The organism is Dactylosporangium sp. CS-033363 (assembly GCF_050942475.1).
Lineage (GTDB): Bacteria > Actinomycetota > Actinomycetes > Mycobacteriales > Micromonosporaceae > Dactylosporangium.
This window is the reverse complement of record NZ_CP192032.1, coordinates 9867491-9886505: the sequence shown is the minus strand read 5'-3', so window position 1 is coordinate 9886505 and position 19015 is coordinate 9867491. Positions and strand designations below refer to the sequence as shown.

15 protein-coding genes are annotated in these 19015 nt (G+C 73.8%); 8 read left to right on the top strand and 7 right to left on the bottom strand.

The genetic code is table 11. The features are described 5' to 3' along the window. Nucleotide 1: 1 nt before the first annotated feature. Together ACQPZ4_RS45575 and ACQPZ4_RS45570 are read right to left on the bottom strand one after the other, a co-directional pair. The gene (locus ACQPZ4_RS45575; protein ID WP_433051231.1) at nucleotides 2-1141 is read right to left on the bottom strand and encodes a sensor histidine kinase; all 1140 of its coding nucleotides are present in this window, start codon (nucleotides 1139-1141) and stop codon (nucleotides 2-4) included. A gap of 5 nt (nucleotides 1142-1146) precedes the next feature. Further along, the gene (locus ACQPZ4_RS45570) at nucleotides 1147-1803 is read right to left on the bottom strand and encodes a response regulator transcription factor (protein ID WP_433051228.1); all 657 of its coding nucleotides are present in this window, start codon (nucleotides 1801-1803) and stop codon (nucleotides 1147-1149) included. 121 nt (nucleotides 1804-1924) lie between these two features. Here ACQPZ4_RS45570 and ACQPZ4_RS45565 point away from each other — a divergent pair, with 121 nt between their 5' ends. The 4 genes from ACQPZ4_RS45565 to ACQPZ4_RS45550 all read left to right on the top strand — a co-directional run bounded on the left by ACQPZ4_RS45565 (nucleotide 1925) and on the right by ACQPZ4_RS45550 (nucleotide 5774). After that, complete coding sequence (locus ACQPZ4_RS45565) at nucleotides 1925-2536, top strand: hypothetical protein (RefSeq protein WP_433051225.1); 612 nt, start codon at nucleotides 1925-1927, stop codon at nucleotides 2534-2536. Further along, on the top strand, nucleotides 2533-3603 hold the full coding sequence (locus ACQPZ4_RS45560; protein WP_433051222.1) for a peptidoglycan-binding protein: 1071 nt from the start codon (nucleotides 2533-2535) through the stop codon (nucleotides 3601-3603). The genes ACQPZ4_RS45565 and ACQPZ4_RS45560 overlap by 4 nt, the downstream gene beginning before the upstream one ends. Continuing rightward, nucleotides 3600-4328, top strand: a complete 729-nt coding sequence (locus tag ACQPZ4_RS45555) for an ABC transporter ATP-binding protein (RefSeq protein WP_433051219.1) — start codon at nucleotides 3600-3602, stop codon at nucleotides 4326-4328. Before ACQPZ4_RS45560 ends, ACQPZ4_RS45555 begins: the two co-directional genes overlap by 4 nt. Before the next feature lie 243 nt (nucleotides 4329-4571). Continuing rightward, on the top strand, nucleotides 4572-5774 hold the full coding sequence (locus ACQPZ4_RS45550; RefSeq protein ID WP_433051216.1) for an ABC transporter permease: 1203 nt from the start codon (nucleotides 4572-4574) through the stop codon (nucleotides 5772-5774). A 102-nt stretch (nucleotides 5775-5876) separates the two neighbouring features. Here ACQPZ4_RS45550 and ACQPZ4_RS45545 read toward each other — a convergent pair whose 3' ends face one another. From ACQPZ4_RS45545 to hrpB, 3 genes are all read right to left on the bottom strand, one after another. After that, complete coding sequence (locus ACQPZ4_RS45545) at nucleotides 5877-7118, bottom strand: glycosyltransferase (RefSeq protein WP_433051213.1); 1242 nt, start codon at nucleotides 7116-7118, stop codon at nucleotides 5877-5879. Between the two features lie 65 nt (nucleotides 7119-7183). Further along, nucleotides 7184-8398: a DUF1254 domain-containing protein gene (locus ACQPZ4_RS45540; RefSeq protein ID WP_433051210.1), complete on the bottom strand. Its 1215-nt coding sequence runs from the start codon at nucleotides 8396-8398 to the stop codon at nucleotides 7184-7186. Between the two features lie 72 nt (nucleotides 8399-8470). Further along, nucleotides 8471-10744, bottom strand: a complete 2274-nt coding sequence (gene hrpB, locus ACQPZ4_RS45535) for an ATP-dependent helicase HrpB (protein WP_433051207.1) — start codon at nucleotides 10742-10744, stop codon at nucleotides 8471-8473. 17 nt (nucleotides 10745-10761) lie between these two features. Here hrpB and ACQPZ4_RS45530 point away from each other — a divergent pair, with 17 nt between their 5' ends. Continuing rightward, the gene (locus ACQPZ4_RS45530) at nucleotides 10762-11556 is read left to right on the top strand and encodes an Fpg/Nei family DNA glycosylase (protein ID WP_433051204.1); all 795 of its coding nucleotides are present in this window, start codon (nucleotides 10762-10764) and stop codon (nucleotides 11554-11556) included. A gap of 25 nt (nucleotides 11557-11581) precedes the next feature. Here the strand turns inward: ACQPZ4_RS45530 and ACQPZ4_RS45525 are convergent, their stop codons facing one another. Beyond that, a complete protein-coding gene (locus tag ACQPZ4_RS45525) occupies nucleotides 11582-14569 on the bottom strand; it encodes a CHAT domain-containing protein (protein WP_433051201.1) in 2988 nt (995 codons plus the stop codon). A 98-nt stretch (nucleotides 14570-14667) separates the two neighbouring features. On the opposite strand from ACQPZ4_RS45525, the gene ACQPZ4_RS45520 reads away from it, so the two are divergent. From ACQPZ4_RS45520 to ACQPZ4_RS45510, 3 genes are read left to right on the top strand one after another with little or no spacing between them, the layout of a single operon-like run. Beyond that, nucleotides 14668-15993, top strand: a complete 1326-nt coding sequence (locus ACQPZ4_RS45520; RefSeq protein WP_433051198.1) for a S8/S53 family peptidase — start codon at nucleotides 14668-14670, stop codon at nucleotides 15991-15993. Continuing rightward, a complete protein-coding gene (locus ACQPZ4_RS45515; protein WP_433051195.1) occupies nucleotides 15983-16546 on the top strand; it encodes an RNA polymerase sigma factor in 564 nt (187 codons plus the stop codon). The genes ACQPZ4_RS45520 and ACQPZ4_RS45515 overlap by 11 nt, the downstream gene beginning before the upstream one ends. Next, nucleotides 16543-16971, top strand: coding sequence for a hypothetical protein (locus ACQPZ4_RS45510; RefSeq protein ID WP_433051192.1), 429 nt, complete (start codon nucleotides 16543-16545; stop codon nucleotides 16969-16971). Before ACQPZ4_RS45515 ends, ACQPZ4_RS45510 begins: the two co-directional genes overlap by 4 nt. Nucleotides 16972-17027: 56 nt before the next feature. Here the strand turns inward: ACQPZ4_RS45510 and ACQPZ4_RS45505 are convergent, their stop codons facing one another. Next, nucleotides 17028-18734, bottom strand: coding sequence for a ricin-type beta-trefoil lectin domain protein (locus tag ACQPZ4_RS45505; protein ID WP_433051189.1), 1707 nt, complete (start codon nucleotides 18732-18734; stop codon nucleotides 17028-17030). Between the last annotated feature and the right edge of the window lie 281 nt (nucleotides 18735-19015).

Sequence of the window (19015 nt, the reverse complement as noted above, 5' to 3'; positions counted from 1 at the left end):
GTCATGTCGGATATTCGCTGCTGGCGGCGGTGGGAAGGATCACCGTCACGGTCAGCCCGCCCCCGTCCCGCGGATCGGCGAACACCTTCCCGCCGTGCGCCGCGGCCACTGCCCGCACGATCGACAGCCCCAGCCCGGCCCCGGGCCCGGCCGCCCGCTCCGTCCCCAGCCGCCGGAACGGCTCGAACAGGTTCGCAATCTCGTACCGCGGCACAACCGGCCCGGTGTTGCTGACCGTCACGAACACCCCGTCGTGCCGCGTGCCGCTCTCCACCCGCACCCAGCCGCCGGCCGGCACGTTGTACCGCACCCCGTTCTCCACCAGGTTGTGCACCAGTCGCTCCAGCAGCACCGCGTTTCCCGTCGTCGGCGCCTCGTCGGCCACCGCCGTCAGTTTCACGGTCTCGGCGTCCTGTTGCTGGGCGGCCACGTGGGTGACGACGTCGGCCAGGTCCACATAGGAGTGGTCGCCGACCGCGCGCTCCGAGCGGGCCAGCAGCAGCAGCCCGTCGATCAGGCGCTCGTGGCGGTCGTTGACGGCGAGCAGGGTGCGGCCCAGCTGGCGGAGCTCGGGCGCCGCGTCCGGGTGCTCCGTCGACACCTCCAGCAGGGTGCGGTTGAGCGTCAGCGGGGTGCGCAGCTCGTGCGAGGCGTTGACGATGAAGCGGCGCTGGACGTCGAAGGACTTGTCGAGCCGGGCGATCATCAGGTCGAAGGTGTCGGCCAGCTCCTTCACCTCGTCGTGCGGCCCCTGCAGCGCGATCCGCTCGTGCAGCCCGCGGTCGGGGGCGCCGGCGATGCGCCTGGCCGTCTCGGTGACCCGGTGCAGGGGCTGCAGCAGGCGGCCGGCGATGAGCCAGCTGAACGCCAGGCCCAGCGCCACGACCACGGCCAGGGCGATCGCGCCCTGGGTGAGGACGGCCAGGCTCGCGTCGGAGCGGAACTCGCCGCGGATCTGGGTGGCCACGTCGCCGGCGACGCCCGCGCCCGGCGGGGGGAAGCCGTCGCCGATGGTCCTGGAGATGAAGAGCTTGTCGCCCAGCTGCTGGAAGACCAGCAGGTAGGTGATGCCGAGCAGGAGCAGCCCGCCCGCCAGCAGCATGCCGCCGACCACGAGGGTCAGGCGGGTCCGGATGGTCATCTTCCTCATGGGATGCGGTACCCCACTCCCGGCTCGGTCAGCACCACGGCGGGGTCGCCCAGCTTCCGCCGCAGCTTGAGGATCGTCATGCGCACGGTGTGCGTGAACGGATCGGCGTGCTCGTCCCAGGCCTTCTCGAGCAGCTGCTCGGCCGAGACCGCGGCGCCGGCGGCCCGCAGCAGCTCGGCCAGGACGGCGAACTCCTTGCGCGAGAGCGGGACGTAGCGGCCGTCGCGGTACACCTCGCGGCGGTGCGGATCGAGGCGGATGCCGGCGCGCTCCAGCACCGGCGGGGCGGCCGGGCGGGACCGCCGTCCGAGGGCCGCCACGCGCGCGGCCAGCTCGCGGAAGGCGAACGGCTTGGGCAGGTAGTCGTCGGCGCCGAGGGCGAGCCCGGCGACCCGGTCGTCGATCTCGGCGGCGGCGGTCAGCATGAGCACCCGGGCCGCCGACTCGCGCCGCGTCAGCTCGCGGCAGACGTCGTCGCCGTGCAGCACCGGCAGGTCGCGGTCGAGCACCACGACGTCATAGTCGTTGACGTCGAGCCGCTCGAGGGCGGCCGCGCCGTCGTGGACCACGTCGACGGCGTGGGTCTCGCGCCGCAGGCCCTGTGCGACCGTCTCGGCGAGGAGCCGCTCGTCCTCGACCACCAGAATCCGCATGCCCCCATCGTCCTCCGGGCCGGTGTCAACCCGGTGTCAACGTCCGCGGTTACGGCCGGTTGACGCGCCCGCGCCTTGACTGGGCCGCGGCAGGACATCGATCCGACCTTTGGAGGTCATCATGCGCATCAGGACCAGCCTCGCGCTCGGCCTGCTGCTCGTGCTCACCGCCGCCGGCTGCGGCAAAGGCGGCAGCGGCGGCGACAACGGCGTGGCCAGCGCGGGCGACGGCAAGGCCACGCCCACCGCGACCGCCACCGCGACCGGTGGCGGCGGCGTGCGGCGCGATCCGCAGGCCGACCAGGAGGCGTTCCTCAAGTTCGCGCAGTGCATGCGCGATCACGGCGTACCCATGGACGATCCGAACTTCGAGGGCAACGGCGTCTCGCTGACGATCCCGGAGGGCACCGACAAGAGCAAGGTCGACGCGGCGCAGGCCGAGTGCAAGGACCTGATGCCCAACGGCGGCGAGCCGCCCAAGCTCAGCCCGGAGCAGCAGGAACAGATGCGCAAGTACGCGCAGTGCATGCGGGACCAGGGGATCACCAACTTCCCCGACCCGTCCGAGGAGGGCGGCTTCATGATCGACGGCGACAAGCTCGGCGTCGACCTCCGCGGCGAGCAGATGAAGGCCGCCGAGAAGGCCTGCGAGCAGTACGACATGCGGCCCAAGGGCGGCGACGGCGAGGCCGGCGAGAAGACGACGCAGGACAACAGCGGGGGCGGGGCATGAGCAACCGCCGGCGGCGCGGGCGCACGGGGCGGGTGATCTTCGGGGTGGCCGCGGTCGCCGCGGTCGGAGCGGCCGCGGCGGCCGGGCTGGGGCTGCCCGAGCGCGGGAGCGACGCGGGCACCTCGAGCGGCTCGGCGCCGGCCAAGACGGCCCAGGTCACCCGGCAGACGCTGGTCGACACCGAGAACCACGACGGCAAACTGGGCCACGGCGACAGCCGCACCCTCACCGGCCGCGGCGCGGGCACGCTGACCGAGGTGCCGGCGGTGGGCACGACCGTCCAACGTGGACAGGCGCTCTACCGGACGGACGACACGCCGATCATCCTCTTGTACGGTGTGCTGCCCTCCTACCGCACCCTGACCGCCGGCGCCGAGGGCGCGGACGTCAAGCAGCTGGAGGAGAACCTCGCCGCGCTCGGGTACACCGGGTTCACGGTCGACGACGAGTACTCGTCGGCCACGGCGAGCGCGGTCCGCAAGTGGCAGGGCGACCTCGGGCTCACCAGGACGGGCACGGTGGAGTCCGGGCGCATCGTGTACGCGACCGGGCCCGTCCGCGTCGACGAGCACAAGGCGGAGGCGGGCGATCCGAGCGGGGGCGCGATCCTGGCGTACACGAGCACGACCCCGGTGGTGACGCTCGATCTCGACACCGACGACCAGCGGCTGGCCAAGTCCGGCAGCGCGGTCGCGGCCAAGCTGCCCGACGGCCGCAGCGTGCCCGGGAAGATCGCGGCGGTGCAGACGGTCATCAAGCCGGCGGAGGGCAACGATCCGGCGGCGACGAAGTACCGGTTGACCATCACGCCCGACGACGCCAAGGCGTTCGACGGGCTCGACCAGATGACGGTCACGGTGACGTTCACGGCGGGCCGGCGGGAGAACGTGCTGGCGGTACCGGTGCAGGCTCTGCTCGCCTTGGCCGAGGGCGGCTACGGCGTGCAGGTGGTGGAGAACGGCACCACCCGCGTCGTCGCGGTCAAGCTGGGGATGTTCGCCGCGGGCAAGGTCGAGGTCGCCGGGGACGGCATCGCGGCCGGCACGGTCGTCGGGATGCCCGGATGACGGCCTTCATCGATCTCACCCCGGAGCCCGCGGCCGCGCCCGTCGTGCAGCTGGAGTCCGTGTGGAAGGAGTACCCCGGCGGGGTCGTCGCGGTCCGCGACGTCAGCCTCACCGTGGCCGCGGGCGAGTTCGTGGCCATCGTCGGCCCGTCGGGCTCGGGCAAGAGCACCATGCTCCATCTCATCGGTACCCTCGACCGCCCGACCGCCGGCGCGGTGCGCATCGACGGCCACGAGGTCGCGCAGCTGCGGGACCGCCGGCTGTCCGCGCTGCGGGCGCGCCGCATCGGCTTCGTGTTCCAGCAGTTCCACCTGGCCCCGGGCCAGCCCGCGCTGGACAACGTCGCGGACGGCCTGCTCTACGCCGGCCCGTCGCGGGCCGAGCGGCGCCGGAGGGCCGAGGACGCCCTGGTGCGCGTCGGGCTGGGCGACCGCCTCGACCACCTGCCGCACGAGCTGTCGGGCGGCGAGAAGCAGCGCGTCGCGATCGCCCGCGCGGTGGTGGGGGAGCCGGCCATCCTGCTCGCCGACGAGCCGACCGGCAACCTCGACTCGGCCGCGGGCGCGGGCGTGATGCGACTGCTCGCGGAGCTGCACCACGCGGGCACGACGATCCTGGTGATCACGCACGACCGGCAGATCGCGGCGAGCCTGCCGCGCCAGGTGAGCATGCGCGACGGGGAGGTGGTCACGGATGACGACGTCGTTGGCGCCTCCGCGCGCTGAGGTGTCACGCGCGGTCGCGTCGTGCGGGCGCGTGGACGCGTCGTGCGGGCGCGTGGACGCTTCGTGCGGGCGTGCGGGCGCGTCGTGCGGGCGCGTGGACGCTTCGTGCGGGCGTGCGGGCGCTTCGTGCGGGCGCGTGGACGCTTCGTGCGGGCGTGCGGGCGCTTCGTGCGGGCGCGTGGACGCTTCGTGCGGGCGTGCGAGCGCGTCGTGTGGGCGTGCGGGCGCGGGAGGTGGTCGCGGATGACGACGTCGTTGGCGCCGGCGCGGCTGGCCCCCGCTGATGTGGTGCGGGTCGGCGGGGCCGGGCTGCGGACGCGGCCGATGCGGGCGTTCCTGTCGGCGCTGGGCATCGCGATCGGCATCGCCGCGATGGTGGCGGTGGTCGGGATCTCCTCGTCCAGCCGGGCCGAGCTCGACCGGCAGCTCGCCGCGCTCGGGACGAACCTGCTCACGGTCGCGCCCGGGAACGACATCTTCGGGGACAACGCGACGCTGCCCGACGAGTCGGTCGAGATGATCCGGCGGATCGGGCCGGTCACCGAGGTGTCCGCGGTGGGCAAGATCGCGGACGTGCGCGTGTACCGCTCCGACCAGATCCCCGTCGCGCAGACCAACGCGATCACGCTGCGGGCGGCCCAGCTGGAGATGCTGCGCACGGTCGGCGGCTCGATGGCGTCGGGCGTGTGGCTCAACGCCGCGACCGCGCGCTATCCGGCGGTCGTGCTGGGCGCCGCGGCGGCCCGGCGACTGGGGATCACCGCGGTCGGCGACGGCGTGCAGGTCTACATCCACGCGCGGTGGTTCACGGTCATCGGGATGCTCGCTCCGGTACCGCTCGCTCCCGAACTCGACGCCTCCGCCCTGATCGGCTGGGACGCGGCCGCGGCGTACGCGGGGTTCGACGGGCACCCGACCACGGTGTACACCCGCTCGCGGGACGATCAGGTGGAGGCGGTGCAGGCCGTGCTGGCGCGCACCGCGAACCCGGCCGCGCCCAGTCAGGTGAAGGTGTCCCGGCCCTCCGACGCGCTCGCCGCGCGGCAGGCCACCGACAAGACCTTCACCGGCCTGCTGCTCGGCCTGGGCGCGGTCGCGCTGCTCGTCGGCGGCGTCGGGGTGGCCAACACCATGGTCATCTCGGTGCTGGAGCGGCGCTCGGAGATCGGGCTGCGCCGCGCGCTGGGCGCCACCCGGGGGCAGGTCCTCGTGCAGTTCCTGGCCGAGTCGCTGCTGCTCTCGGCGCTGGGCGGGCTCGGCGGGGTGACGACCGGCATCGCGGTCACCGCCCTGTACTCCGGCACCCGCGACTGGCCGACCGTCGTCCCGGCGTGGGCGACGGCCGGTGGGGTCGCCGCCACGCTCGTCATCGGCGCGATCGCGGGCCTCTACCCGGCGGTCCGTGCCGCCCGGTTGGCCCCGACGGAGGCTTTGGCGGCGCCGTGAGCCCGCCGCGCTCCGGCGGCCGTTACCCGGCGGTGCGTGCCGCCCGGCCGGCTCCGACGGAGGCCCTGGCCGCGCCGTGAGCCGGCCGCGCTCCAGCGGCCGTTACCCGGCGGTGCGCGCCGCCCGGGCGGCCCCGACGGAGGCCCTGGCCGCGCCGTGAGCTCGCTCGGCGAACTGGTAGGCCGCCATGAGGTGGCCGAGGTAGTGCTCCGCGGAGTACGCGTCCGCGGCCGCGCGGCCCGCCTCGGCCACCTCGCGGTGCAGGGCCGGGTCGGTGAGCACGCGGCCCAGCCCGGCGCCGAACGAGTCGGCGTCGGGCGCGGTCGCGAGGCGGCCCGAGGCCCCGCCCGGGCGTTCGGCGAGGGCGGCGTCGGCCAGCACGACCGGCAGCCCGGCCGCCTCCGCCTCGATCATGACCAGGCCCTGGGTGTCGGTGGTGGAGGCGAAGGCGAGGACGTCGGCCATCCGGTAGTACGCGGCCATGCGGTTGTGCGGCACCGGGCGGACCAGGCGTAACGCGTGCGCCACGCCCATCTGGCGCGCGACCCGCAGGACGTTGATGCGGTTCTGCTTGACCCCGACCATGACGAGCCGCGCGTTGGGCAACTGGCGCAACAGGCGGGCGAACGAGGCCAGCAGAAGGGCCGGGTCCTTCTCCTTGGTGGCGCGGCCCACAGCCAGTACAACCGGGGCGGTTTCTGGAATGCGGAGCGATCGGCGCAACTCCGCGCGCCCGAGCGGGCACTCGTCGAGCTGGATCGAGGTCGGCACCGTCCAGACCGGGGGGAGCCGCTCGAACTCGGCCAGGCCGGCGGCGGTCTTCGCGGAGGGTGCGATCACCACCGAGGTGCGGTCCATGAACTCCTGGCCGAGCCGCAGCAGTTGCGCGCGACGTTCCGCGCCCGAGCGGGCCAGCCGCAGGTAGTCGCGCACGGTCCAGCCGAGCGCGAGGCGCTGCGCGGCGTGCGCGGCCCCGAACTGGATCTCCATGAAGTGCGCGGAGTACGCGAGCAGGTCCGTGTGCCAGGTCATGACCACGGGCAGGTCGTGCGCCCGCGCGTAGCGCAGCCCCCCGATGCCGACCGGGCCCGGCGTGTGCACGTGCACGATGTGCGGCACCGGGCGCATGCCGGAGAAGTGCGGCACGCCCACCCGGATGTTGCGCATCGGCACCGGAAGCGAGCGGACCCCGCAGGGCTCGTCGCGCCCGCGCAGCAGCGGCGCGGGCTGGTACACCTGGACGTCGTGCCCCGCCGCACGCAGGAGGGACACCGTGGCGGCCACCGAGGTCGCGACGCCGTCGGAGCGCCCCGGATGGCTGTCGCAGAAGTGCGCGATTCTCACGCCGCACATGGTGCGTTACGGTGCCCGCCGCAGACGAGAATGCGCATCCGTTGTACGCCAGCTGTTCATTGACGTGGCAGATCCAATTTCTCTACCGGCGGCAGCCGGAGTATCGCCTCGGCCGGCGCGTAGACGCGCAAGATCAGGTGAAACTCGCCCTCGGGGGTCCGCAGCCAGGGGCCGTCGCGGTCCGGGCGGTCGGCGCCGATGTGGATCGGGCCGTCGCCGTCGACCGGGATCGAGTCGACCAGGTGCGCGTCCGCGCCGTAGGTGGCCAGCGTGCACGCGGCGGCGGGCACGGGGGACAGCGGCAGGGCGTACGCGCGGTCGCCCGCCAGCCGCTCGCCCGCGCCGTCCTTGTGCACGGCCGGGTACAGCGCCTCGTACGCGTGGTTGCCCCACAGCCGGGTGCGGGCCGCGACCGCGCGCGCCAGGTGGGCCGAGTCGCGGTCGGGCAGCGTCCACTGCGGAGCGTCGACCGTGCCGAGCTCGAAGTAGTCCAGGTTGTAGTCGAACGCGTGCGCGTCGTTCGTCCAGCCGTTGACCGGCGCGGCGTGCGCGGTCGTGGCCGCCTCCTCCAGCGCCTCGCGGCCGCGGTCCAGACCCTCGCGCAGCGCCAGGCGGAGATCGCGGGGGATCGTCGGGTACGGCGAGTTCCCGCCCTCGAACAGCCCCAGCGGGGCGAACCGCCGCTGGTAGCGCCGCTCGGCCGGGGAGGGCGGGAACGCGGCCAGGCCCCGGCGCAGCGCCTCGAGGAAGACCAGGTCGTCGGGCACCCCGGGCTGCGGCGCGGGCAGGCCGTCGAGGGGCACCTGCGGGTACATCCGCTGCAGCTGCAACCCGTCCTGCAGTTCGTGCACGCCCGGCCCCGCGGCGAACCGCGCGATGAGCGTCGCGATCATCGTGGGCACCCGGATCACCTCGGCCGCGGGCGCCTCCCGGCCCGCCCAGCCGGGCGGCACGAGCAGGTACTCGCGCGGCTCGTCGGGGGTGGTGCGGCTGCCGACGTACGCGAAGTTGTCCGTCCACGCGTCGACGAACTGCACGACGTGGTACCGGCCGCCGGTGGCCGGCACGCGCAGCCAGATCGGGCCGCCGGACAGGTCGAGCTGGGCGGTCGAGTAGAGCAGATCGGGATTGGCGTGAGCGGTGGCGGGCACGGCGCGCTGGTGCGTCCATGCGTTGAAGACGGATGCGGTACCGACGGCGTGCAGGTCCTGGAGCAGGGGGTAGCCGTAGCCGTACGCCTCGGCGGCCAGCGCGGGCAGGTCGTCTCTCATACGCAGCCTCCCTCGTCCTGCTCCAAGCGTCCGTGGCGGTTGGAGCGACGCCGGGTGAGGCGCGGGGTGAGCTCAGCGCCGAGGGTTGGCCCGCTTGGTCGCGGGCGCCGTCGTGGGGTCCTCGGGCCACGGATGGCGCGGGTAGCGGCCGCGGAGCTCGGCGCGCACCTGCGGGTACCCGGTGCGCCAGAAGGAGGCCAGGTCACGCGTCACCGCGACCGGGCGCCCGGCCGGCGACAACAGATGTAGTAGCACCGGCCGGCCGCCGACTACAGGCGTAGTGGGCCGGCCGAACATCTCCTGGACCTTGACCGCGAGCACCGGACCCTCGGGGTCGGCATAGTCGAGCTTGATCGTCGAGCCGCTGGGGACCGGCAGCCGCTCGGGCGCGAGCTTGTCGAGATCCTTCGCGGCGGGCCACGGGAGGATGGCCTGAAGGGCGGTGTGCACGTCGGTACCGTCCATCATGGACTCGATCAGCGCCGCGTCGCTGACGTCGGGCCACGGCGCGCCGATGGTGTTGTGCAGGAACGCGAGCCGGTGGCGCAGCGGCGTCCACTGGATTGTTAGGTTTGCGCGCCGCGCGGCCGCCAGCACCTCGGCCGGGGGCGGGCCGATCTTTTTCCGGGACAGCACGATCGCGCCCAGGCGCTCGATTCTCTCGATGCCGGCCGTGCTTGCCTCGTCCACTGTGGACAACAGGGCCGACGCGACCTCGCGGGCGATGTCCTCGTCGATCGCGGCGGCCAGGCGGATGCGCGCGTTGACGCGTCCGGACGGGCGGTCGGCGGCGGCGATGGCGAGCCACGGGTGGCCCTGCAGCGGCGACCCGGGCGCGAGCTCGGCCTCGGTGCCGCTCGCCATCAGGTAGGCGTCGCGCCGGCGCCGGGCGATGCGCTCCGGGTACGCGAGGCCGGCGATGACCCCCGCGGCGCGGTCGGCGTTCGTGGTGCGCTCGATCGGGTTTTCGATCATTCGGTACAGCAGCGAGGCCTCGCGGCGCCAGCGGTCGGTCGTGCGCCGTACCGCCGCGACGTCATCCGAGGAGAAGGAGTCCTCGGCGAGCACGGCCACCACCTCGGCCGCATTCCGGGCGCCCACGATCGGCGCCCCGTCCAGCAGCGCCCGGGCCAGCCGCGGGTGCGCACCCACGCGCGCGATCCGCCGGCCCCGCGCGGTCGCCCGCCCGTCGGCGTCGATCGCCCCGAGCGCGGTCAGGGTCTGCTCCGCGACGCTCATCGCGGCCGCCGGCGGCTCGTCGGGCAGCGCCAGCCCCCGCCCGCCCGGGCTGCCCCAGCAGGCGAGCGCGAGCGCGAAGCCGGTCAGCTCGGCCGTGCGGACCTCGGGCTCGGGCTGGGCCGGCAGCCGCTCGTCGTCGGCCGGGCTCCAGCACTTGTACACCACGCCGGCCCCCTCCCGCGCGGCTCGCCCGGCCCGCTGCACCGTGCTGGCCTTCGCCGCGCGGACGGTCTGCAGCGAGCCGAGCCCGCGCGCGAGGTCGATGCGCGGCACGCGGGCCAGCCCGGAGTCGACCACGACGCGCACCCCGGGCACCGTGAGGCTGCTCTCGGCCACCGCGGTCGCCACGATCACCCGGCGCGCCGTGCGGTGCAGCGCGCGGTCCTGGTCCTCGGCGGGCAGGCGCCCGTGCAGCGGCAGGGTCGGGATGCCGGGCAGGTTGCGGCGCACCCGTTCGATCTCGGCGACGCCCGGCACGAAGACGAGGATGTCGTGCTCGGTCTCGGCCCAGGCCTGCCGCACGACCTGCGCGACGTGCTCCATGGTGAGGGGAGGACGCTTGGGCGGTATCCACCGGATCTCGATCGGGAACAGGGGACTCTCGACCTCGATCAGCGCCGCCCCGGGCAGCGTCTTGCCGGGCGTCGCGGTGGCCGCGAGCAGGCCGAGGTCGGGCCGGATGGCGTCGCGCGTCTCGAGCAGGAACGCGGTGGCCAGGTCGGTGTCGAGGTGGCGCTCGTGGCACTCGTCGAGCATCACGACGTCGACGCCCGGCAGCTCCGGATCGGCGAGCAGGCGCTGCACGAGCAGCCCGGTCGTCACCACCTCGATCCGGGTCGCGCGGCCGACCTTGCGATCGCCGCGGACGGAGTACCCGACGCTCTGCCCGACCCGCTCCCCGCGCAGCTCGGCCATCCGCTGCGCGGCCGCGCGCGCCGCGATGCGCCGCGGCTCGGCCACGATCACCGTTTCATGTTCGAAATGCAGAGGAACGAGCGTCGTCTTGCCGGTCCCGGGCGGCGCCACGAGGACGGTCGGCGTGCGGCGGACCGACGCGACGACTTCGTCCAGCACGCGGGTGACCGGCAGCGATTCCACGAAGACCATCTTGTACCGTCGCCTGGATGCCCGAACTGCCAGAGGTCGAGTCGGCCCGCACGGTCCTGGAGCGCTACGCCCTGGACCGCGAGATCGTCGACGTCGACGACACCGACACGTGGGTCTGCCGCCCGCACGCCCCCGGCGCGATCCGCGCGGCGTTGCTGGGCCGGAAGCTGACCGCCGCCAACCGCCGCGGCAAGAGCATGTGGCTCGACACCACGGGCCCGGTCCTCGGCATCCACCTGGGCATGTCCGGCAAAATGGTCTTCGTCGACGAGTCCGGCGAGGAACACGACGGCGGCGACTACTGGCAGCGCGGCCGCGCGCCGGGCGACCACCGCTTCACCCGCTTCGAGCTCTCCTTCCGCGACGGTACGTCCCTGATGCTGGTCGACCCGCGCCGCCTCGGCCGCGTCCGCCTCGACCCGCCGGTGGAGCACCTGGGCCCGGACGCGCGCGACATCACCCCGGCCCAGTTCCGCGCGGCCCTGTCCCGCGGGACGGCGCCGGTGAAGGCGCGCCTGCTCGACCAGGAGGCGCTGTCCGGGGTGGGCAACCTGCTGGCCGACCAGATCCTGTGGCTCGCCAAGGTCAACCCCTCGCGCCCGGTGTCGACGCTGAGCCGGCCGGATCTCGATCGCCTGCAGCGCGCGACGCGGAAGGCGGTGGACGCGGCGATCGCGGAGGGCGGCGTGCACACGCTGTCGGTCATCCCGTACCGCCACGAGGGCGGCGCGTGCCCCCGCTGCCACACCGAGATGCGCCGCGCCACGGTGGGCGGCCGCACGACGTGGTTCTGCCCACGCGAACAGGTCTGAGCTCCTCTTTTCTTTGGCAGCTTGCTCAGGCCGCTCCGATGGCCATGAACGCGCAGGCCGTGGCCACGGCGAGCGGATCTCCGGCCGCGTCCGCGCGCATCGCGCACAGGGCCTCGGCCGGCCCCAGCCCCGCGCGAAGGCCGCGATGGAGCGTCTGCATGAGCCCCGAGGTGGCCTCGTCATCGACGGGCACGACGCTGGCGACAATGGCGGCGGTACCGAGCGGCAGGAGCGCCGCGGCCAGCCCGAGCAGCTCATCGGCGCCGGACGGGGCCAGCCGGGCCGAGTCACAGGCGGACAACACCAGCCGGTACGGCGCGGCGGGCATCCGCTCGAAGTCGTGCACGGTCAGCGGCCCGTCGTGCAGGTGCAGCGCCGAGAACAGCGGACTGTCCGCGCGGAAGGTCCCGTGCGCGGCGATGTGCGCGAGGCGGCTGCCCCCGAGCGCCTCGAGCACCCGCGCGGCCGTGGCGCGCTCGCCGTCGAGGACCGTCGGCTGCTCGTACAGCTTGGCGATCGCCGCCACCTCCTGCGGCCCGGCGGCCAGGTTGGGCCCGGCCACGAGCACCACATCGCCTGGGTACAGCGGCGCGACGTCAACTCCCGGTCGCTGCGCGGCGTCGCGCCGATCTGGCCTTGCCGCTACGTTGCCGGCTTCTGGTTGCCGCGCGGCGTCGCGCCGGCCTGGGCTTGCCGCTGCGTTGCCGGCTTCGGGTTGCTGCGTGGCGTTGTGCTGGCCTGGGCCTGCCGTTGCGTTGCCGGCTTCTGGCTGTTGCGCGGCGTTGCGCTGACCTGGGCGAACCGGCTCGGGCACCGCGCGGGCGCGCAGCCACGACCGGGCCGAGGGTGCGACGCTCACCGGGATCGGCCGCAGCGCCGGCAGCAGGGCCCACGGCATCGCGTGCATCCAGGCGGGCGGCACGATCACCGCAGGCCCGTCGCCGAGCTGGCTTGCGGCGGGCCCGAGCAGCAGCTCCTGGAGCCGCTGACCACTGACGGCGCGGCCCCCGAGCGCCATCCTGCGCAGCCCGGCCTGGGCAAACTCCAGCTCGGCGGCGACCTCGGCGGTCCGCCCGGCGGCAAATCGACGGATGCGGCCGCGGTGGCAGAGCAGGACGTACAGGCGGCCGTCGACGTCGACCAACTCAGCCATCCGCGTGTCACCCAGCGCGTCGAGCAACCGGGGCACGAGGAGCCGCTCGGGCGCGCCACCGTTCCCGGGCTGCCGCATCGCCCGCGCGCGGATGCGACGCTCGAGGCCGGCCTGAGCCCGGCGCAGATGCGGCGCGGCCTGCCCGGCGGCCTCGGCCTCGGCAACGCGACTCGTCACGCCGCGGTACCGCACGAGCTCCGCCTGCAACCCCGCATCCGGCCCACCCCGCGCCGCCGGCACCGCGAGCGCGATGGCCCGCCACCGCTCACACCACTCGAGCAGCCGCCGAGCCCCACCCCCGCGCAGACTCGTCCGGAGCGCGACCGCGGCAAGCTCGCTCCCGCGCGCGGTGGACTGCGCGCGCAGCTCCGAACCGCCGAGGCTGAGCTGATGCCTGGCCAGCACGTCAAGGCCACGCCGGCAGGCTTCGAGGGTGCGCTGCGGATCGTCGGCCGCTTCCGCGCGCAGGGCCTCGGCCAGCCAGCCGGTCGCCCGCACCAACGCCGAACCCCGCCCCCGATCCCGCGCCGCCACCGCGAGGTGCGCATCGGCCCGCTCAAGCCACCCACCACCCCGCGCCCGCGGGTGTTTGGACATTCGCGCGTCGTCCCCCGTGCGGTCGCGGGTGGCGATCGCGGGGCTGCCGAGTGCCAGGGCGGCGCGGCCGGCCAGCAGGTGGGCCTGGCCCGATTCCGGCGAGCCCAGTTCCTCCAGCTGCCGGGCAGTCCGCGCGGCCTCGGCGACAAGCCGAGACAGCGCGGGTGCGACGGGCGTGGGTGCGACGGGCGTGGGTGCGACGGGCGCGGGTGCGACGGGCGCGGGCGCGACGGGCGCGTCGAGATCCGTGTCGCGATGCTCGGCGAGGCGGCTCTGCAGCAGCACCAGCCGCGAATGCACCGCCCACCAGGCGCGGCCCTGGGCGGCGAACAAGCGGCCCGCCGCCGAGGCTCGGGTGCGCGCGGTCTCAGGCTCGGACGCGGCCAGCGCCGCCCGGCCCGCCATCAGCAGCAGCTCGGCCTTCCGGGTGGCCTGCCCGCGGAGGGAGTCCAGCTCCCGCACCCCCGCGTCCGCGACCTCCAACGCCTCCCGCGCCAAGCCTGCGGTCAGCAGCACGGCGCAGCGGTCGGCCGTCAGGTCCGGGGCCGGAGTGCCCAGCCTGCGGTACCGTGCCGCGGCGTCGTCCAAGTGGGCCAGCGCCGCCGGCAGGTCGCCCGCGCGGAAGGCGACCAGGCCTCGGTTGTGCACGGCCACGGCGACGTCGTGGGCCTGGTCCGTGGTGGCGAACAAGCGCTCGGCCAAACCCAGGTCGTCCTCTGCCGCCGCGGCCGCGCCCTGGGACAGGCGGATCAAGGCGCGCAACGTCAGGGCGCGCGCCGTCCAGATCGGGTCGTCCGCCCGGCGCAGGACCGGCAGGGCTCGGCGCAGGTCGGCCAGGGCGGCGTCGTGCCGGCCGAGGACCCACAGCGCGCGGGCGCGGCGGAACCGCACCCGGGCCGCGTCCGCGCCCGTGGCCAGGCGGACCGCGGCGTCCAGGCGCGACAGGCCCGCTCGTGTGCGTCCAGAGTGGATCAACGCCACGCCCAAGGCGGCCAGCGCGTCGGCCTCGCGGGGCGCGGAGGCGGCCCGGCGGGCCAGGCGCACCGCCAGGCGCAGCTCGACGACCGCGGCCGCCGCGTCGCCGAAGTCGCGTTCGACCAGGCCGATGACCTGGTGGGCGATCGAGGCGTCGTGCGGCGCGGGGTGAGCAGCCAGGATGCGGCGGGCGCCGGACAGGGCCTCGCGCGGGCGCGCGAAGACCAGCGGCAGTAAGTGGGCCGGACCGCCGCCGAGATCGGACGCGCGTCTGATGCGATCCGGCATTCGCCGATGCTATTGCTAGGGGCGCGGGGCTTGTATCAGGCGGACATCCGAACCATCACCTCGGTGGAACAGCGTTTGCTCTCGAGGAAGGGCCCACCATGGCGCGTCCCTTGCACGATCCGCAGCAGAGGTTCTGGGAACAGGTCGACGGGATCCGCGAGCAGTACGGCGACGCCGCCATCGGGCCGCCCGAGGCCGGGGCGACGCCGCGGTACCTCATGGAGCCCGGGCACGTGCTCGTGCGCAAAGGGGCGGACGCGGTGGCCGTTCGCGCACGACTGAACGTTCGCGACGATCAGGAGGTGCGCGAGGCGCACGGCGTCGTGCGGTTTCCGGTGCCGGGGGACGTGTCGGCATTTGCGCGTTCGAACAGCGAGACGCGGCCGAATCACCTCGTCACGATCACGCCGGTGAACAGTTGCCCGGCGGATGAGCCGACGCTTCCGCCGTACAACAGGAACAGACCGCTCACGTTGACGCCGGAGCGGCATCCGGACGAGTCGGCCGGGCAGGGTGTCGAGGTGCTGGTCGTCGACACCGGGCTGGTGCCGCAGTATCAGGAGTTCGACACCCTGCGCGGGACGACCGGCTCGCTGCGGCAGACGCCGTCGCCGGGCGTCATCACGCAGTACTACGGGCACGGCACGTTCATCGCCGGCGTCCTCAAGAACACGGCGCCCGGCGTCGACCTGACGGTGTGGAACAACCTGCAGCACGCGGGCACGATCTGCGAGTTCGATCTGGGGCGGATCCTGCTCGACGCGCTGCCCTCGGACGGCACGCCGTGGCCGGCGATCATCAGCCTGTCCGCCGGCGCGCCCAGCATGGACGACGCGCCGCTGCTCGGGCTGGAGGAGTTCGTGCGCACGCTCGTGCACGACCACGAGGAGACGGTACTGGTGGCCGCCGCCGGCAACGACGGCGAGTCCGAGCAGCCGTTCTGGCCGGCCGCGCTCGCGCACGAGTACGCCGATTCGCGCGCGATCGTGGCGGTCGGCGCGCTGCGCGAGGACCTGGCCGGACGTGCGTGCTTCTCCAACTGCGGCGAATGGGTGAGCGTGTACGCACCCGGCGAGCGGCTGACGAACACGTTCGCCTACGGCACGTACAAGAACGTGCACGGCGGCACGCGCGACTGCCGCTACTACCCGGGCTACGACCCGCTCTATCACGGCTGCACGTGCGTGACCGCGGGCGGGCAGGGCGAGGAGGTGACCTTCCACGGGTACGGCGTGTGGAGCGGCACCTCGTTCGCCACCCCGATCGTCGCGGGACGGATCGCGCGCTGCATGGGCCTCAATCCCAAATGGACGTCGCGCGATGCGGCGCGGTATCTGCTCAGCCGGCGGATCCACACGATCACCGACGCCGCGGACGGACGCCCGCTGCCCGTGCTTCTCGACGAGGACGGCGATGGAGCCTGACGACACCGGCGCGCTCGTGACCGCGGCCGCGCACGGCGACCGCGCGGCCTGGACGGCGCTCGTGGACCGCTTCGGCCGGCTGGTGTGGGCGGTCGCCCGCGCGCACCAGTTGGAGCGGGCCGATGCCGAGGAGGTGTACCAGATGACCTGGCTGCGCCTCACCGAGCACATCGATCGCCTGAAGCAGCCCGAGCGCGTCGCCGCGTGGCTCGCGACCACTGCGCGCAACGAGTCGCTCATGGTCATTCGCGCGGGCGGACGGCTGACGGTCACGAGCGATCCGTGGCTGCTCGATCGCGGTACCGAGGAATCGTCACCGGAACGGGCACTCCTCGACGCCGAGGACGCCGCGGACGACGCGCGGCGCATCCGGCGCGTCTGGGCGGCGTTCGAGCGGCTGCCGGACCGCTGCCAGCAGCTCCTGCGCCTGCTCGTGACGGCGCCGCGGCCGAGCTACGCGGAGATCGGCGCGCTGCTGGGCATTCCGGTCGGCAGCATCGGCCCGAATCGCGCACGCTGCCTCGACCGCCTCCGCGCGCAGGTGGCCGCGTGATGGACGACGACGACCTCGAACGCGACCTCGCGCAGGCGCTGGACGCCTACGACCCGGTGCCGTCCCACCTGGACGTCTCGCTGCTCGCCGCGTTCGACGCGCGCGTGGACGCGCAGCTCGCGGCGCTGGTGTTCGACTCGCTGACCACCACGACGACGCGCGGCGCCGGCGGCCCCCGCGCGCTGACGTTCGAGGGCACCGGCCTGACCATCGAGGCCGAACTCTCCCCGGAGCGCCGCCTGGTGGTGCGGTTGGAACCGCAGAAGCCCACGTCGTACGAGCTGTGGTCGGGCGAAACCCGCCGCTCCGGCCGCTCGGACGCGCTGGGCCGCTTCGCCCTCACGATCCCGTCGGCGGGCCCGTTCCGGCTCCGCTGCGAGCAGGACGGCGCGCCGCCGGTGATCACACCCTGGCTGTCCGCCTGAGCCGGCGGACCCGCCGGGGCCCGTGAACTGCACCCCGGCGAGCGCGTCCGAACCGATCAGGCCTTGCGGAAGGACTGCGCGCCGCTGCCGTTGCAGTCCCAGATCTGCAGCCGCGTGCCGTTGCCCGTGCTGCCGTTCGGGGAGTCCAGGCACCGCCCGGACTGCGGGTTGCGCAGCGTGCCGTTGCCGCCGTCGACCCACACCTGAGCGGCGTTACCGGTGCAATCGTGCAGCTGCAGGACGGTACCGTTGCCGGTTCCTCCACCCGCGATGTCCAAGCACCGGCCGAGCGACGAGAGCGACGACCCGTTCCACTTCCAGTTCTGGTCACGCGACTGGTCCTGGCAGTCCCACAGCTGCACGGCCGCGCCATCGCCGCCGGAGTCGTCGCCGGCCACATCGACGCACTTGCCGCCCGGGCCGACGACGATCGAAGCGCCCGAGTTGTACGGGAACGCCTGCGCGCCGCTGCCGTTGCAGTCCCAGATCTGCAGGCGGGTCCCGTTGCCCGTCGCGCCCGAGGGCGAGTCGAGGCACTTGCCGGAGCCCACGTTCACGAGCGTGCCGCCGGCCGTCGTGCGCCACTGCTGCGCGCCGCTGCCGTTGCAGTCCCAGAGCTGGAGCTTCGCGCCTCCGGCGGTGCTGCCGCCCGTGACGTCCAGGCAGCGGCCGAGCGTCTGCACCGAGCCGTTGTTCTTGAGCAGCCAGTGCTGGTCCTTGGCGCCGGACTGGCAGTCCCAGAGCTGGACCGCCGCGCCGTTGCCGCCGATGTCGTCACCGGAGACGTCCATGCACTTGCCGCCGGGACCGAGCACGTTGTACCCCGCGCCGCTCCCGCCGCCACCGCCGCCGCCCGGGCCCTTGTTGTACACCGCGACGGAGTCGATGACCATCGAGGCGCCGGACACGGTCGAGGCGTAGGGGCCGCCGCCGAACGCGTCGGGGAAGCCGCCGCCGATGGCCAGGTCGTAGATGATGAAGAACGGGTGGTCGACGGCGTTCGACCAGGTCGTGGCGTCCACCTGGTTGGCGTTGAGGGTGAAGAAGTTGCCGCCGTCGAAGTAGAAGCGGATCTGCTCGGGCGCGACCGAGCGGTCCACCTCGACCGCGTAGTCGTGGAACCCGGTCTGGCAGCCGGGGCACGCGCGCTCGCCGCTGCCCAGGCCGGTGCTCTCGTTGCAGGGCCCGCCCGGGTTCACGCCGCAGTGCAGCGTGCTGAACAGCGAGCTACGCCCGTTGATGTCCTCCATGATGTCGATCTCGCCGGAGCCCGGCCACGGCACGCCGGCCCGCAGCGGGGCGCCGAGCATCCAGAACGCGGGCCAGTACCCCGCGCCGTTCGCGGTGTTGACGTTCGGCTGCTGCAGCCGCGACTCGACGCGCATGACGCCGCCCGGCGCCGCGCCGAACGTGGCCGCCTGCGTCTCGATCCGCCCCGAGGTCCACCCGCCGCGCGGGTCGGAGCCGCTGTGCAGGGCGGTGAGCAGCAGATGCCCGGCGCCGTCATAGTGCACGTTGGCGGTACTGCTGGTCATGGTCTCGATCTCGCCGGTGCCGAAGTTCGAGCCGGGCCCGGTGTCGTACTTCCAGATGCCCTGATCGACGCCCGTACCGTTGGCGCCGTTGAAGTCGTCGCTCCAGGTGAGCGTGAAACCGGACGGCGGTGGGTTGATGGCGGCACCCGCGGGCGCGGTGATCGCGGCGGCCACGATCGGCACGGCCACGGCGACGACCGCGAGAGCGATTTGCAGTCTTCTGCGCATCGGCTGACCTTTCTCGTACTGTCAGCTTTGTTTACAGTTGACACGACCGTGAGTCAATTGTTGTCGATATGTTGTTTGATAGTTGCATTGGCTTGTTCGATCGCGGGTTTGGCTGCACAGACGGTCGATGCCATGTCGGCATTTGTCCGCGGATGCACGGATATTCGGAGGGTCCGGGCCGACCCCGTCCGTGTGTATAGTGACCGGGCGCCGGTGACGCATTGCAACGGCGTTCGGCCTGGGTGGGGGGAGTGCGGGCAGTGGTACCAGCACCCGTTTTG